The organism is Rhizorhapis sp. SPR117 (assembly GCF_021742065.1).
This window is the reverse complement of the sequence record NZ_JAKKIE010000001.1, coordinates 123355-137541: the sequence shown is the minus strand read 5'-3', so window position 1 is coordinate 137541 and position 14187 is coordinate 123355. Positions and strand designations below refer to the sequence as shown.

The 14187-nt window shown below is 61.7% G+C and carries 16 protein-coding genes; 11 read left to right on the top strand and 5 right to left on the bottom strand.

From position 1 onward, the window contains the following. Nucleotides 1–81 precede the first annotated feature (81 nt). Nucleotides 82–327: a hypothetical protein gene (locus L3X40_RS00585; RefSeq protein ID WP_237363784.1), complete on the bottom strand. Its 246-nt coding sequence runs from the start codon at nucleotides 325–327 to the stop codon at nucleotides 82–84. A gap of 266 nt (nucleotides 328–593) precedes the next feature. Between L3X40_RS00585 and L3X40_RS22275 the strand changes: the two genes are divergently transcribed. The 7 genes from L3X40_RS22275 to L3X40_RS00555 all read left to right on the top strand — a co-directional run bounded on the left by L3X40_RS22275 (nucleotide 594) and on the right by L3X40_RS00555 (nucleotide 8317). After that, nucleotides 594–728: a hypothetical protein gene (locus tag L3X40_RS22275; protein WP_260401663.1), complete on the top strand. Its 135-nt coding sequence runs from the start codon at nucleotides 594–596 to the stop codon at nucleotides 726–728. 169 nt (nucleotides 729–897) lie between these two features. Continuing rightward, nucleotides 898–3273 carry a heavy metal translocating P-type ATPase gene (locus L3X40_RS00580; RefSeq protein WP_272907900.1) on the top strand — a complete coding sequence of 792 codons (2376 nt, stop codon included), beginning with the start codon at nucleotides 898–900 and terminating at the stop codon, nucleotides 3271–3273. Then, nucleotides 3270–3665 (top strand): Cu(I)-responsive transcriptional regulator, encoded by a 396-nt coding sequence (gene cueR, locus L3X40_RS00575; RefSeq protein ID WP_237363779.1) that lies wholly within the window; start codon nucleotides 3270–3272, stop codon nucleotides 3663–3665. The genes L3X40_RS00580 and cueR overlap by 4 nt, the downstream gene beginning before the upstream one ends. A gap of 198 nt (nucleotides 3666–3863) precedes the next feature. Next, nucleotides 3864–4019: a YdcH family protein gene (locus L3X40_RS00570; protein ID WP_145075999.1), complete on the top strand. Its 156-nt coding sequence runs from the start codon at nucleotides 3864–3866 to the stop codon at nucleotides 4017–4019. A 343-nt stretch (nucleotides 4020–4362) separates the two neighbouring features. Then, a complete protein-coding gene (locus L3X40_RS00565; protein WP_145075996.1) occupies nucleotides 4363–4569 on the top strand; it encodes a ParD-like family protein in 207 nt (68 codons plus the stop codon). A gap of 1 nt (nucleotide 4570) precedes the next feature. Continuing rightward, complete coding sequence (gene map, locus L3X40_RS00560) at nucleotides 4571–5350, top strand: type I methionyl aminopeptidase (RefSeq protein WP_145075993.1); 780 nt, start codon at nucleotides 4571–4573, stop codon at nucleotides 5348–5350. Between the two features lie 393 nt (nucleotides 5351–5743). Then, entirely contained in the window at nucleotides 5744–8317 is a 2574-nt protein-coding gene (locus L3X40_RS00555) for a cation-translocating P-type ATPase (RefSeq protein ID WP_145075990.1), read from the top strand. A 403-nt stretch (nucleotides 8318–8720) separates the two neighbouring features. On the opposite strand, the gene L3X40_RS00550 is transcribed toward L3X40_RS00555, so the two are convergent. Further along, nucleotides 8721–8993, bottom strand: a complete 273-nt coding sequence (locus tag L3X40_RS00550) for a hypothetical protein (RefSeq protein ID WP_145075987.1) — start codon at nucleotides 8991–8993, stop codon at nucleotides 8721–8723. A gap of 391 nt (nucleotides 8994–9384) precedes the next feature. On the opposite strand from L3X40_RS00550, the gene L3X40_RS00545 reads away from it, so the two are divergent. Continuing rightward, nucleotides 9385–9654, top strand: a complete 270-nt coding sequence (locus L3X40_RS00545; protein ID WP_067104971.1) for a hypothetical protein — start codon at nucleotides 9385–9387, stop codon at nucleotides 9652–9654. On the opposite strand, the gene L3X40_RS00540 is transcribed toward L3X40_RS00545, so the two are convergent. Further along, nucleotides 9651–10946, bottom strand: coding sequence for a hypothetical protein (locus tag L3X40_RS00540; protein ID WP_237363777.1), 1296 nt, complete (start codon nucleotides 10944–10946; stop codon nucleotides 9651–9653). The two genes, L3X40_RS00545 and L3X40_RS00540, sit on opposite strands and share 4 nt — an antisense overlap. A gap of 110 nt (nucleotides 10947–11056) precedes the next feature. Between L3X40_RS00540 and L3X40_RS00535 the strand changes: the two genes are divergently transcribed. Continuing rightward, nucleotides 11057–12007 (top strand): lytic transglycosylase domain-containing protein, encoded by a 951-nt coding sequence (locus tag L3X40_RS00535; protein WP_237363775.1) that lies wholly within the window; start codon nucleotides 11057–11059, stop codon nucleotides 12005–12007. A 46-nt stretch (nucleotides 12008–12053) separates the two neighbouring features. Here L3X40_RS00535 and L3X40_RS00530 read toward each other — a convergent pair whose 3' ends face one another. Further along, nucleotides 12054–12548 (bottom strand): hypothetical protein, encoded by a 495-nt coding sequence (locus L3X40_RS00530; protein WP_067104974.1) that lies wholly within the window; start codon nucleotides 12546–12548, stop codon nucleotides 12054–12056. A 154-nt stretch (nucleotides 12549–12702) separates the two neighbouring features. After that, nucleotides 12703–13146, bottom strand: a complete 444-nt coding sequence (locus tag L3X40_RS00525; protein ID WP_221442133.1) for a hypothetical protein — start codon at nucleotides 13144–13146, stop codon at nucleotides 12703–12705. A 370-nt stretch (nucleotides 13147–13516) separates the two neighbouring features. On the opposite strand from L3X40_RS00525, the gene L3X40_RS00520 reads away from it, so the two are divergent. Then, nucleotides 13517–13837 (top strand): TrbC/VirB2 family protein, encoded by a 321-nt coding sequence (locus L3X40_RS00520; protein ID WP_015460524.1) that lies wholly within the window; start codon nucleotides 13517–13519, stop codon nucleotides 13835–13837. Nucleotides 13838–13895: 58 nt separating this feature from the next. Beyond that, nucleotides 13896–14186 carry a type IV conjugative transfer system protein TraL gene (gene traL / locus L3X40_RS00515; protein ID WP_092958472.1) on the top strand — a complete coding sequence of 97 codons (291 nt, stop codon included), beginning with the start codon at nucleotides 13896–13898 and terminating at the stop codon, nucleotides 14184–14186. The last annotated feature ends 1 nt before the right edge of the window (nucleotide 14187 follow it).

Below are 14187 nucleotides of genomic sequence, written 5' to 3'. Positions count from 1 at the left end.
GGATTCCTGACAAACCAGAAACCGGAAATGAAGGTCGAGGAAAACGGGCGGAGAACAAACTGCCTTCCGCCCCGCTCGGCTCTAATGCTTGTGTTCCGAATGCTGTGTGGCGGGCGTTTCGCCACTCGCCTTCTCGCAACATGCCATCTTCTTCATGTCGTCGTCGGCCTTATTGGCCGATGGGCTATCGCAACAGCAGCAACCCTTGCCACTCCGATCAGGCGCGGGCGTGCCATGATCCGTATGGGCGGAACCGGCGGGATTGGCGGTCTGGGCGGCAACCGGAGTTGCGGCCGCAATCGCAATTGCAGTGATAAGCATTTTCATTTTTCATTCTCCAGAAGATTGTTTGGCTTCAAGCTTCTGGAGACAGGCGTGGAGGCGGACTTGTTGCGTTGGGTCCGATTCCCTCGAGGCGGGGAGAAGGTTGTGATGCGAGGATTTGCCGAGGATGGCTCGCACAGGCCATCATCTGCGGCGCTGTGGGCGAAACTGCCGCGCAGGCGATCGCACAATCGATCATGCCGCCCGATGGCTTGTCGGGGCCCGATTCTTTGTCGAGGGATGTCTCGTGCTCGCCTGCACAATGCCCCATGTCCGGCATTCCAACCGTGGCGCTGTGCGTCATGGCCAGTCCGCTCGACATGGCCAAAGGCATGAACGACAGGGTCAAGGCCACGCACATTGCGGTGACGAGCCGCAACAGCGCCAAGCGACCGGTCCCCTGACGGGGGCCGGATTTGCCTGCCTCTACTTTGGTTCGCCTTGTTCGCACGCTGATTCAGTTCCTTCGAGTCGAAGCGACTATGGCATCTGACACTGTGTTAAGGTCAAGCGGCTCTTGACTCTAACATTATGTCAAGCACCAGATGGGCAGGCGATGGAAGGAGACGGTTGATGGCCGAGTCGAAGCATAGCGCACATTCAGGGGCCCATGGCTGTTGTGGAAGCCATGGGGCGCACGGCGAGGGAACTCCGCCGGGCCTGGCTGTCGATCCGGTTTGCGGCATGACCGTCGATCCGCAGAAGACCGCGCACCATGCAGCCTATGCTGGTCATGAGTATCATTTTTGCAGCGCGGGATGCCGAGAGAAATTCGTCGGTGATCCCGAGCATTATCTGAACAAGTCAGCCGATCGGGTCGTGGACGCCCCGCCGGGTACGATGTGGACCTGCCCGATGCACCCCCAGATCCGGCAGGACCATCCCGGCGCCTGCCCGATTTGCGGCATGGCGCTCGAGCCGGAAATGGTTACCGCCGACACCGGGCCGAGCGCCGAACTGATCGACATGACGCGCCGCTTCTGGGTCGCGCTGATCCTGACGCTCCCCGTCTTTGTGCTTGAAATGGGCGGTCATCTCTTCCCGTCGCTGCATCATCTCGTGCCCATGAAGCTCTCGACCTGGATCCAGTTTGCCCTGGCGACGCCGGCTGTGCTGTGGGCGGGTTGGCCGTTCTTCGAGCGCGGCTGGGCCTCGCTCAAGACGCGCAACCTCAACATGTTCACGCTGATCGCAATGGGTACGGGCGTGGCTTGGGCCTATAGCGTTGTAGCGACGCTGACGCCCGGCATTTTCCCGGCCGCCTTCCGGGCCGCCGACGGGTCGGTCGCCGTCTACTTCGAGGCGGCCGCCGTGATCACCACGCTGGTGTTGCTCGGGCAGGTTCTCGAACTGCGGGCGCGCGAGCGAACCTCCGGCGCGATCAAGGCGCTACTCAACCTCGCCCCTAAAACCGCGCGGCGCATCGCGAAGGATGGCAGCGAAGAGGAAATCTCGCTTGATCTGGTCGCGGTGGGCGACAGGTTGCGGGTGCGGCCCGGCGAAAAGGTGCCCGTCGATGGCGTGGTCGAGGAAGGGCGCTCGGCGCTCGATGAATCGATGGTGACGGGCGAATCCATGCCCGTCACCAAGACCGTTTCCGACGCGGTGATCGGCGGGACGATGAACCAGAGCGGCGCGCTGGTCATCCGCGCGGACAAGGTCGGACGCGACACCATGCTTTCGCGCATCGTCCAGATGGTCGCCGAGGCCCAGCGGTCGCGCGCGCCGATCCAGCGTATGGCCGATCAGGTCGCCGGCTGGTTCGTGCCGGCGGTTATCGGGGTCGCGATCCTCGCCTTCGCCGTCTGGGGCATCTGGGGACCGGAGCCGCGCCTGGCCCATGGGCTGATCGCGGCGGTATCCGTGCTGATCATCGCCTGCCCGTGCGCGCTGGGTCTGGCGACGCCGATGTCGATCATGGTCGGGGTCGGGCGCGGCGCGGGACTTGGCGTGCTCATCAAGAATGCCGAGGCGCTGGAGCATATGGAGAAGGTCGACACGCTGGTCGTCGACAAGACTGGCACGCTGACCGAAGGCAAACCCGCCGTCACCCGGATCATCGCCGTGGACGGTTACGAGGAAACGGAATTGCTACGGATCGCCGCCGGGGTCGAACGCGCGTCGGAACATCCGCTGGCGCTGGCGATCGTGGAGGCGGCGATGGGCCGGAACATCGACATCCCGTCCGTCAGCGACTTCGATTCGCCCACCGGCAAGGGCGCGCTGGGCGTGGTCGAGGACCGGCGTGTCACGCTCGGCAACGCGCGCTTCCTGGCGGAATCGGGCGTCGACACCGCGCCACTTGCCGCACAGGCCGACCAGCTTCGCGCGGATGGCGCCACCGCGATCTTCATGGGGCTGGACAGCCGGGTCGCAGGCGTGTTCGCCATCGCCGATCCGATCAAGCCGACCACACCGGAAGCGCTGGCCGCCCTGCGCGCCGACGGCATCAAGGTGGTGATGCTGACCGGTGACAATCGCACGACGGCCGAAGCCGTGGCGCGTCAGCTCGGTATCGATGCCGTCGAGGCCGACGTCCTGCCCGATCAGAAAGCCGCTGTCGTCGCACGGCTGAAACAGGAAGGCCGCGTCGTCGCCATGGCGGGCGATGGGGTCAATGACGCGCCGGCGCTGGCGGCGGCGGATGTCGGCATCGCGATGGGGCATGGCACCGATGTTGCGATGGAAAGCGCGGGCGTGACCCTGCTCAAGGGCGACCTCAACGGTATCGTCCGCGCCCGCCAACTCAGCGAGGCGGCGATGGCCAATATCCGCCAGAATCTGTTCTTCGCCTTCGTCTACAATGCGGCGGGCGTGCCGATCGCGGCCGGCCTGCTCTATCCGGTCTTTGGCATCCTGCTTTCGCCGATGATCGCGGCGGCAGCGATGGCGTTGTCGTCGTTCAGCGTCGTGGCCAATGCGCTGCGGCTCAACCGGGTGAAGCTGTGAATATCGGCGCGGCCTCGCAGGCGAGCGGTGTCTCGCAGCGGATGATCCGTCACTACGAGAAGATCGGCCTGATCCCGGCGCCGCTACGCCGGGACAGCGGCTACCGCGATTATGCGGATGCCGATGTCCATCGCTTGCGGTTCATCGCCAATGCGCGCGATCTCGGCTTTCCGATCGAGGACATCCGCGATCTCCTTGGACTTTGGAGCAACAGCCAGCGCACCAGCGCCGAAGTAAAAGCGCTCGCGATCACCCGTGCCGACGAACTGGGGCGTAAAGCTGATGCGCTTCAGGCGCTGCGCCGGACATTGCTCGAACTGGCTGAACGCTGTCATGGCGACGACCGGCCCGACTGCCCGATCATTGAGCGCATATCTAGTAGGAATCCGTAGCGGAAATTTTGGGTTACAGAGAATGGAATAGAGGGGGCGTCGCCGTGAGCTCAACACGCTCGCCGGGCATACGGCAAGCTCATATTAGCGCGGACGCGCCGATACGTACTCTTCCCGATGTCGCAGCCGGCGAGGTCCTGCGAGCATGACAGACCCACAGCGCGATCTCGTCTGCGTAAACAAGAGGAGAAAGGGACTATGGATACATCGCATGCGAATGCTCTGCTGCAAAAGCATGCAGTCCTCGACCGCCAGATTCAGGAAGAGATGAGCCGCCCCATGCCGGACGATGTCATGATTCAGCAGCTTAAGAAGCAAAAGCTACGCCTCAAGGAAGAACTGGCCAGGCATTGAAGCCTGCCCCGGGCGTGAGCCATGAACCGGCCTGATTGCTCTGGCCTGTTCTCGCTCCAGCCCAACTCCGCGTCTGAAGCATCGTTGACGCCTGGCGCGTGACGGCCCTGAAGATCAGGCGGTGGCGGTCGAAATGGGGGGAGGGGGCGCCTTTTACTCCATTAAGGATAACCGTCCGCCCTCCATCATCTGAATAAAGCAGCCGGTCAGAAATCGCCCATAGTCTCGTCCATGCCCCGCCATGATCGGCCTGGAACCAGTCGCTCACCAATGCCGTCGATTGACTCCCAAGGATACGATTCATATACGAATCATATATTGTAAATAGCGGCGAAGGGCATCCATGGGCATTGTGAAAATCAACGACGAGCTGCACGAAGAGGTCCGCAGGGCCAGCACCGTGATGTGCCGTTCCATCAATGCGCAAGCCGAATTCTGGATGAAGATCGGTATGCTCGCCGAGGCAAGCCCCACTTTGTCATTCAATGACATCGTCAAGACGCAATTTTCCGCAGCACATGTTCGCCTCGCCGAAGCGGCCTCTGCCTGACATGGTGAAGACATCTGACGAACTGGCGCTGATGCGTGTTTCCGGCAAGCTGCTGGCGTCCGTCTTCGAGATGCTGGACGAGCAAGACCTCGCCGGCATGTCGACATTGCAGGTCAACGATCTGGTCGATCGCTTCATCACCGTGGAGCTCGCCGCGCGTCCGGCGAGCAAAGGGCAGTACGGCTTCAAATTCGTCCTGAACAGCTCGATCAATCACGTCGTGTGCCACGGGGTGCCGGATGCAGACGAGATCGTCCGGGACGGCGACATCATCAACCTCGACATCACGCTGGAGAAGAACGGCTTCATTGCGGACTCGAGCAAGACCTATCTGATCGGCGACGTTTCATCTGCCGCAAAACGGCTGGTGCGTGTCGCACAGGAGGCGATGTGGAAAGGCATAGGGCAGGTGCGGCCTGGCGCCCATATCGGCGCCATCGGCTTCGCAATCGAGCGGCACGCCAAAAAGAATGGCTACTCGATTGTGCGTGAATTTTGCGGGCACGGCATTGGTCGCGAGATGCACGAGGAGCCGCAAGTCATGAATTTCGGGCGGCCGGGAATGGGCGTGCGCCTGCGCGAGGGCATGGTTTTCACGATCGAACCGATGATCAATCAGGGTACGCGCAAGGTCTCTACCCAAGACGATGGATGGACGGTCGTGACCAACGACCGGAAGCTCTCGGCCCAGTTCGAGCATACGGTCGCGGTTACCGGGAACGGCGTCGAAGTACTGACTTTGCGACGCGACGAAATGCCGATGCTGGCACGCGTAGCGTAGGCGGTTTCGTTGCAGTTACTCCCCGAAAGCGGCCCGAGGACTAACCACGAAAATCGGTCGTTCACGCCTGCGATGGCGACCAGATCTCATGGTCTTAAATCGTCGATCCGGTTGATCAGGTGACCCTCGCCGATGCTGCCGAGTACATCGGCCAGCCATTCCAGCAGATTAGGGGCGCCATCACGCCGACTGCATTCCGTTGAGGACTCCTGGCGGCGTGCCTGACGAGCGTTCCACTGGGGATATTGCTTAATTACGCGCGCGGGGCATGCGCTTAGATGCGTTCGACGGGCGAAGAGGGCTGCGCCCTGATGTTTCCGTCTGAGTGCATTGCGCCGAGGTCAAACTATGTGCCCCTATTCATCGACTGCAGGTCTCGAAACTGGACAACATATGACCAAGGAATCCCTTATTGAGAGCCCGCTGGATGGTTTGTCCGCAACGCAGGTTCGTGAGCGGCTCGACCGGGATGGGCCGAACGAGCTTCCGCGGCAGAAGAAGCGCTCGCCATGGCGGATTGCGCTCGAGGTGCTTCGCGAGCCGATGTTGGCGCTGCTGCTTGCCGCAGGGCTCACCTACCTCCTTCTGGGCGACACGGGAGAGGCGTTGATCCTGCTTCTGTTCGCGTGTTTCTCGATACTGCTGACCGTGGTGCAGGAAGCCCGGACCGAGAATGTGCTGGAAGCGTTGCGGGATCTTTCAGCGCCGCGTGCGCTTGTCATGCGCGATGGCGGGACCGTGCGCGTGCCGGGCCGCGAGGTCGTTCAAGGCGATATCCTCGTTCTTGACGAAGGGGACAGGATCGCGGCGGACGCGCTGGTGCTGCGGACCCAGGGGCTCGAATGCGATGAATCGCTTCTGACAGGGGAATCCGTTCCAGTGCGCAAGCGCAGCGCTTTCCAGGAGGACGCGGTCGCGCATGAACCTGGCGGGGACGATCTGCCTTATGTCTTTGGCGGTGCGATCGTCACTCGCGGTGGAGGCCTCGCCCGCGTGACGGCTACGGGTCCCCGCAGCCGCATCGGCGAGATTGGCAGATCGTTATCCAGCGTCGAGACCGAAGCGCCCCGGCTGCAGCATGAGATGCGCAGGATCGTGCGCATCTGCGCGACTGGTGGCATCGCGGTCGCTGCCCTGGTGGTTCTCCTCTACGGGCTCGTGCGCGGGGGATGGCTCGATGCATGGCTCGCCGGCATCGCGATCGGAATGTCGCTTCTGCCCGAGGAGTTCCCGGTCGTCCTTGCGATCTTCATGGCAATGGGCGCTTGGCGTATCGCGCAGGTCGGCGTGCTCACCCGGCGGGCGTCGGCGATTGAGTCCATGGGCGCGGCTACGGTCCTTTGCACGGACAAGACCGGAACGCTGACCCAGAACAGGATGGTTGCAGCCGGACTCTGGATGGCGTCCGGCGAAACGGCCGATCTTGGGGCGGGGATGGCCAGCGATCGTTTCGACGAGCTTTTGCGATATGGTGCGATGGCGAGTGCCCCGATCCCCGTCGATCCGATGGAGGTGGCCTTCCACGAAGCTGCCGTTTCGGCGGCCTGCCAGGATGTACGCGGATGGACGCTGATACATACCAACACCCTGCGACCTGATTTGCTGGCAATGACGAATATCTGGGAGAGCCCCGGGGAGGAGACGACGTTCGTTGCCGCGGCCAAGGGCGCGCCCGAGGCGATTGGCCGCCTGTGCAGGCTCGACAAGGAGGGTCAGGCCCGGCTCGAGGCGGCGGCCACCGCGATGGCGGTGCGCGGCATGCGTGTCCTTGGCGTGGCGGCCGGACGCGTCCCGCGCGAGGTGGCGGCGAAGGATCATCTCGAGCATGATTTTGAGCTGCTTGGACTTGTTGGATTGAAGGATCCGCTTCGCCCTGGTGTCAAAGAGGCGATTGCCCAATGCAGGACTGCCGGGATCCGTGTGATCATGATCACGGGTGACTATGCGGCAACAGCGCAGGCGATCGGCGCGGAAGCGGGTCTCGATGCCGGTGAAACGCTCACAGGACCGACTATCAGCACCCTGAGTGACGAGGAATTGTCGGAGCGGATCAAGACCGTCTCGATCTGCGCGCGGACGATGCCCGATCAGAAATTGCGGATCGTTTCGGCGCTCAAGGCTGCTGGTGACATCGTCGCCATGACGGGTGACGGCGTCAACGATGCACCTGCGCTGCGGGCCGCACATATTGGTGTCGCCATGGGCAAGCGCGGCACCGACGTTGCGCGGGAGGCGTCATCGATCGTGCTGGTGGAGGACGATTTTGGCGCGATCGTCTCGGCGATCCGGCTGGGGCGGCGGATCTATGACAATATTCGAAAGGCGATAGGTTTCATTTTCGCGGTTCATGTGCCGATTGCGGGGCTTGCACTGTTGCCGTTGCTCCTGGGGACGCCGATTTTGCTGGGCCCCATCCAGATCGCCCTCCTCGAGATGATCATCGATCCGGTCTGCGCACTTGTGTTCGAGGCAGAGCAGGAAGAAGAGAATTTGATGCAGCGGCCGCCGCGTGCGCCGCAGGAGCGTTTGTTCAACCTGCCTTTGGTGGCAAGTTCGGTGTTTCAAGGGGGGCTGGCGCTCGCGGTGCTCGGTGCGATCCTCGTCGCTTCGGGCCGTATTTCGTTGCCGGTTGAAGAATTAAGGACATTCATGTTCTTTGCTCTTGTCGCCTCGGTGATTGCCCTGGTTCTCGCCCATCGGTCGTTCAGTGCGCATATCAGCCAGGCGGTTGTCCGGCACAATGTGGCGTTCCGCTTTGTCCTGGGATTTATCCTGGCCGGGACGGTCCTGATCTTCGGGGTTGAACCGCTTCAGCAGCGTTTGGGTTTTGCGCCACTGGGCTGGGTTGAGGTCGGCTTGATCATATTGACAGGCGTTGCGTTGCTCGGCGCCTTCGAACTGATCAAAGCGGTCGGCGCGCACCTGGCGCCGTTGATCAGGCCGGTGGGTAGCCGACGCCTATCTTGAATCTGGAACTTTTATGCGGTGCGCTTCCGGGTAGCGGCGGACGGTGGCCGAGGCGGTGCAATCGCGGCTGGCCTGACAGTCTTCACCCTGTTCATGGGGCGTGGAACGGCTAAGGCCGCGCTCGATTGCAGGGGGGAGCGGATGGTGCGGTAGGTGCAGATACGCACGCGGATCCGGGTCAACGATGCCGGGTGGGTAATGCGTCGGCTCATCGTTGGATCCAACTGCGCGAATGCTCGTTCCGAAGGTCTTTGCGGGCATGATCCAGGTGCGCATTTGGCCAGCGGTCGCGCTTTCAGCGCCGCGGCTTCGCACTGCCGAGCATACGTTTGTTGATAACCTGGGTGGTTTCAAGCCCGATCCTGTCGCCGGGAATGAGGCACCCGAACATCGCCCTGGGCCCTTATCGCGCCGATGACGACGCGCTGTGACGCGGGCCCCGGTGCGTCGGCTCGAGACCGATGACATCGGTCGAGGCAAGCAGATAAACATCTTCTCCGCTGAAGAAGGTCTCGACGCGTTCGTCGTTGTTGTCCGGACGAGGGATGTGACCGAAGCGGCCCTGCCAACGCTGATCAACAAACTCCAGCAGTGCATCCCAGGCGGCGGAATCGGTGTCGTAGACCGCAAGGGTCTCTTGCCCCTGATAGAGAATGATGAGAACTATGGCCTGCATGCGCGCGTCCAGTCGGCTGCGCCGACATGGCGCGTGGGGTTCTCCCGCCTGCTAGATTCGGCGCGCACTTACTTTCAATAAGTAATCTTCCCAATCTTGAATTCGATCCGTCCTTACCAGATCCAGATGTTGGAACAGAAGATCATCCGAATTAGTGTAAATGTTTTGTTAATAATATTTATTTGATTGCGTGATGTGCGATAGCGTGACGTTATCTATGCTGTCTGGATAGGCGCCATTCCAGTGCTCGTCTTGCCATATTCTTGTAGGGCGCACTGCCAGGTCTGCTTGGCTCGATCCCGTCAACGATGGCCTATGGGTATTGTGTCGATTGCCCGGATTTGCCCGCTGCGTTAGGCTTTTGCTGAACGACAGGCCCGGTGGAACCGAGATGGGACAGCTGACGACAGTCGAAGCGGCCAACTGGATGGCATTGTATCTGGCGACCGGGATCTGTTGCGCGATGGCGTTCGCGCTCTCGATCGGGATGATGCTATGCGCGGTGTACCGCGAACGCAGCTGGACCGCAGTGACCTCCTGGCAAGCGGCGCTGTTGTTTGTGCCGCGAACCTGGTGGCGTTGGCAGAAGCTCTATTTGACCTCAATGCCCGTGACCCTCGCGATCGTCATCTTGTTCGCGGCCTCGATGAACTGGGGCTAGAGGCCGAAGCCGCGCAGGACGGCTGGTGCAATCCGGTTCCGCTCGAGATCGAGCGGTGAGACGCAGACGAGCGGAGCGAGTTGCTCCATTCGCGGGTGCGTTGCGGCTTTCGAAAGCAGGTACATCTCGTCATTCGAGCCCATGGCTTCGACCATGACGTGCCGGATTTCACCCGTGGATCTCGATCGCGCCTCAAGAAGGAAATCCGGCCGGCAGGGACCGATCTGGGTCAGGGTGTCGAACACAGGCTTCTCGATCATCAGGTCGATATCATAGCGGTCAAATGTCACGCGTAGCTTGATCAAATCGCGCAGCACCGCGCGCTCGAATTCGGAGTCGACGGGCATGAACCGTCGGCCCGAAAGGATCGGCTGGGCGTATGCGCGAAGCGGCGCATATCCATGCGCCTCGGGATATTGTCCGGCCACGATGAGGACCAGATAGGGACCCTTGATGGTATTGCCGCGCACGGAGGGAGATTGCACGCGGTTGGCGATCACGACCGGATCCGAGCCCGACACCTGGATCGTCGCGCCGCGGAACTCATGTGCGAAAAGGGCCAGGAAGGCCTGGGGCGCATGGCCACGCGGCCAACGGCGGGCGATCTCGCGCAGGCTGGCATAAACGCGTTTGCTGTGGAGCGCCTGCGCATGGGTCCAGAAAGCGCGACCGAGCTCGATCCCTGGCGCGATTTCGATTCTTGTCGCAGCGGCGGACAGGGTTCGGAACTCATCGCTGATCGAATGGCCGACATGATCTTCGCCAAGCGGCGGGACGCGGTTGAGACCGGAAATGTGGAGCAGGCGCCAAAGCAGGCGGGCGAGCCGGGGGACTGAACCCTGGCGCGTCCGGTCGTCGCTACTGTCTTCTTCGGGCTTTTGCGCGAGCTTCTCCGGCGCCGGGCGCAGCACTTCGAAATAACCCATTGGCGGATCGGCGGCGCTTTCATGGGTGCGCACCTCGCTGAGCCGATTGGTGGCCTGCTCACGGAAAAAAGGGCAGTCGGGATGGTGCTCGGGGCGGTCGGTGCTGGTGAGCCGGCGAAGATAATAGGTTTCAGCCTCGGACAGGAAGGCGGGGGTCAGGATCGGCGGTGAAGCGCCGGGCTGCAGACAATCGCAGGCGATCCATTTCTCCCCAATGCGGGCTTGCTGGACGAGGGTGATGCCGGCCTCTTCGTCATGCCTTGAGCCCCTGCCGGAATACCATCGGACAAGGGCGTCGCGCACAGGTTGGGGCAGCGGAATTCTGCCCGTGCCAAGGCCATTGGTGCGGCGAGGGATCAGCCACATGCGCTGCCGTCCCAGGCCCTCATCGCCCGGCTCTCATGGCGGCGGCGCGGATTGACAAGGTTGGATTTGATACTCTCCACTTGGCCTAATTGCGAATTGGGGAGGATCTCATGCGAGCATTTCTGATCGGCATCGCGGTCGCGGCGATAGGGTGGGAAACCGGTAGTATGGCTGCGGAGCCGCCGCCGGCGGCGCGTAGCGTCCAGTTGATTTCGATGGGCGCCACCAATCCGCAGAGGCCGCTCCGGGCGGGCGAGGATGTCGAGGATGAGGCCCCTCAGGCGGCTGATCACGCGGCGTTGCCGGCACTGCCCCCCGCGTTCCGCATCCACGATCTGAGCCGCCGCTGGGTGGAGTTTCAGATGGTTGACAGTTTCAGCGCTGCGCCGGAGGTACCGGCGCGTACCAGTGTGGCGCAGCCATCGGTGCCGCCCTCCACAGGTCTGCTCCCGGCGGCAGGATCGATCCCCGTCCCGATCTGGATGCGGGGCGGACCCATATTTGCGTCCGCTTCGCCGCGTTACGTGCCGGAATGTTCCGCAGCGCCCTACCGCCCGACCGGCTTCTTGCGGTCTGATGCGGAGTTCCGCCGGGCGACCTATTATGGATTGATGAGCAATATTGCATGTGAACATGGCATCCCGGTCGGTCTGTTCGACGCAATGATCATCCGGGAAAGTCAGTATCAGCCCAACATTTATTCGCCCAAAAATGCCTTCGGTTTGACCCAGTTGATGCCGGGAACGGCGGCGCAGCTGGGGGTCGACCGCTACCATGTGGAGAGCAACCTTCGAGGCGGCGCCAAATATCTGCGGCGGCAACTCGACCGTTTTGGTCACTATCACCTTGCCCTGGCGGCCTACAACGCTGGACCTGGCCGCGTCCGGAACGGTGCGGTGCCGCGGATCCCGGAAACGCGGGATTATGTCGACAATGTGCTGTTGAACTGGTCGCGGCTGAGCGGTTTTGAGCGCCGGGCGACCATAGTTCCCCAAGTGACCGTTGTTCCGGCAACGGCGGCACGTCCTGCCGGACGCGCGGCGACGGTGTCGACCTTTTGAACGAGGGCGTGCGGCGTGCGGTGCGTCGTTGACGCGATAGCGGCGCCTAGATCTGGAAATCATCGCCATCTGTGATCCGTGCCCGCCGTTCACGGATCTTCACGACTTCTTCGGCGACCCGCTTGACGACCGCCTTCTGGAGGGGCGCGCCCCAATCGCGTTTCACCTCCGATCCGTCGATGCCGTTGATCTCATCGAGCGCCTCGATGATCTTGCGGGGCAGGCCGGCGAACATCTCGCAAAGCATTGAAATGACGGTTGCATATCGCTCCCTGTCGGGCAATTCGAGACCTTTGAAGGTCTCGATGCAGATATACGCCTGCAGGATGTTGGTGCCGAGCGCGTGGAGAATTTTCTCAAGCTCAGGTAGAGTCATCACCGACCGCTTGTCGGGATCGCTATGAAGGAGGAGGCCAAGACGGGATTTGCTGATCCCGGTCATATGCGCCAGCCTGCGCTGCGCGGTGTCCCGCACAGCCATGGTTTGAAGGATCAGGGGTACGTAATCCCGCTGCGGCTCGTCGCGCTCGACGGCCTCCACAACTTACGCCCCCACTTTGGCAAGAGATGACATTTCGATCTCGCATTGCCGCCTGGATCAGGAGACACAATCACATGGAAATCGGCAATGCAAGCCCGGTTTGAGCCAAACAGGGCGGGTAATTGGTTGGCTAACACACTGTGGACCAAGCCGTTTAACTGGAATGACCGTTGGCGAATCCGTTACGTCCGAATGGGTCTGGGCCGCTGAGATCCAGCTTGCCCATGACCTGCGCGGCCTTCTGTTCGACCACATAATCGAACAAAAGGAATGATAAGGCATCCGCCACAGTCAGTTTGGAGTCGAGCTGGCGGCTCAGTAAATCCTTCACTTCATCAAGGCTTGTTGCGCTCGTTCTGGAAATATTGAGACGAATTCGAATGGTCCCGTCCGATGGAATTGAAGTAAGATGTTCCTTGAGAGTGCGGGTATCGTGGCTTCCGATCTTTTCGGTACGGGAACTTCTATGGTCGATCAGATTCGAAAGCGTCTGATGATGCAGGGTTTCATTTGAATGCAGGCGGATGCCTTCGGTTGTCAGCCGGAACAGGGGTTCGGAGATATTGAGGGTGATGTCTCGTGAGTCTGCGGCGCCCATAGTGCCCACGTCCTGAAGTTGCGATCCATAAGAAGCCCGATCTACGCGTCTGGCTTACGGCAGCGATTATGAACCGAGAATGGTTAATTTCCGATAATCTGGCCGCCGAATCTACCGCGATTGCCGCGTGCCCGCAAATGTGGGGCAAGCCGCCCCGCAATCACGGGCATCTTGCCCCGTTTTGACGGGCGGCCCGCCCCGGATGTCGGAGCATCGTGCCCCGTGGCCATGCTTAAAAAGCCGAGAATCGCAAAATGATGGCCGAATCGAGGGGGCCTCCTCGGGCCGCCCGTTGCGACCACGCAAGGCATCTGACCACCCTTTCACTTGGGCGCGGATCCGTCGCGTCTCCATGTGAAGGAAACCCAACATGCAGTCAGTTCTGAAAAAGAGCGGGCGCACGGAGCGGGCGATCGTCGCCATCGCCCTCCTCCTGTTCGCTGGTCTCTGGTTCGCGGGGCCAGCATTCGCCGGCGCCGATACCACGTTCGATACCGCGCTCACCAAGTTCACCGACTTCCTCGAGGGTTCGGGCGGCAAGATCATCACCGTGCTCAGCCTTGCCGGCGGCATCGTCGCCCTGGCGTCGGGTCGCTTTTCCATGGGGCAGATCGCTATCCCGGTCGGGGTCGGGGTCGGTGCGGGGACCGGAATTCCGATCGTCACGTCCACTGTGACGGCGACGATCTGAGCGTTCCTGCGGTCGGACGAAGTAGCAGCTTCGACCGATCCAAGGAGAGGGTGGTGCAATGGCCGCGGACAAGTACGTTATCCCGACTCATCTGGATGATCCCGAGCTGATCGGGCTGTGGACCCTGGATGAGTTCCTGGCGATGGTCATACCCTTCGCGTGGGGGATCCTGTCTCAGCACATTCTCATCGGCATGGCACTTTCGGGTGCAGGCTGGTGGGGTCTCAGAAAAGCTAAGGCAGGCCGGGCGACATCGTGGCTTCTCCATCTGGCCTATTGGTATCTTCCGGCCGGGTTCACCGGTCTGAGAGCCACGCCACCCTCGTACCTTCGATTGATGGCGGGGTGAT

Bases quoted from the DNA above. Each gene is read 5' to 3' on its own strand.
- L3X40_RS00550 (WP_145075987.1), bottom strand. From the start codon at position 8,993: ATGCAGGCCATAGTTCTCATCATTCTCTATCAGGGGCAAGAGACCCTT.
- L3X40_RS00570 (WP_145075999.1), top strand. From the start codon at position 3,864: ATGGATACATCGCATGCGAATGCTCTGCTGCAAAAGCATGCAGTCCTC.
- L3X40_RS22275 (WP_260401663.1), top strand. From the start codon at position 594: ATGTCCGGCATTCCAACCGTGGCGCTGTGCGTCATGGCCAGTCCGCTC.
- L3X40_RS00565 (WP_145075996.1), top strand. From the start codon at position 4,363: ATGGGCATTGTGAAAATCAACGACGAGCTGCACGAAGAGGTCCGCAGG.
- L3X40_RS00545 (WP_067104971.1), top strand. From the start codon at position 9,385: ATGGGACAGCTGACGACAGTCGAAGCGGCCAACTGGATGGCATTGTAT.
- L3X40_RS00520 (WP_015460524.1), top strand. From the start codon at position 13,517: ATGCAGTCAGTTCTGAAAAAGAGCGGGCGCACGGAGCGGGCGATCGTC.
- map (WP_145075993.1), top strand. From the start codon at position 4,571: ATGGTGAAGACATCTGACGAACTGGCGCTGATGCGTGTTTCCGGCAAG.
- traL (WP_092958472.1), top strand. From the start codon at position 13,896: ATGGCCGCGGACAAGTACGTTATCCCGACTCATCTGGATGATCCCGAG.
- L3X40_RS00535 (WP_237363775.1), top strand. From the start codon at position 11,057: ATGCGAGCATTTCTGATCGGCATCGCGGTCGCGGCGATAGGGTGGGAA.
- L3X40_RS00580 (WP_272907900.1), top strand. From the start codon at position 898: ATGGCCGAGTCGAAGCATAGCGCACATTCAGGGGCCCATGGCTGTTGT.
- L3X40_RS00525 (WP_221442133.1), bottom strand. From the start codon at position 13,146: ATGGGCGCCGCAGACTCACGAGACATCACCCTCAATATCTCCGAACCC.
- L3X40_RS00555 (WP_145075990.1), top strand. From the start codon at position 5,744: ATGACCAAGGAATCCCTTATTGAGAGCCCGCTGGATGGTTTGTCCGCA.
- L3X40_RS00585 (WP_237363784.1), bottom strand. From the start codon at position 327: ATGAAAATGCTTATCACTGCAATTGCGATTGCGGCCGCAACTCCGGTT.
- L3X40_RS00540 (WP_237363777.1), bottom strand. From the start codon at position 10,946: ATGTGGCTGATCCCTCGCCGCACCAATGGCCTTGGCACGGGCAGAATT.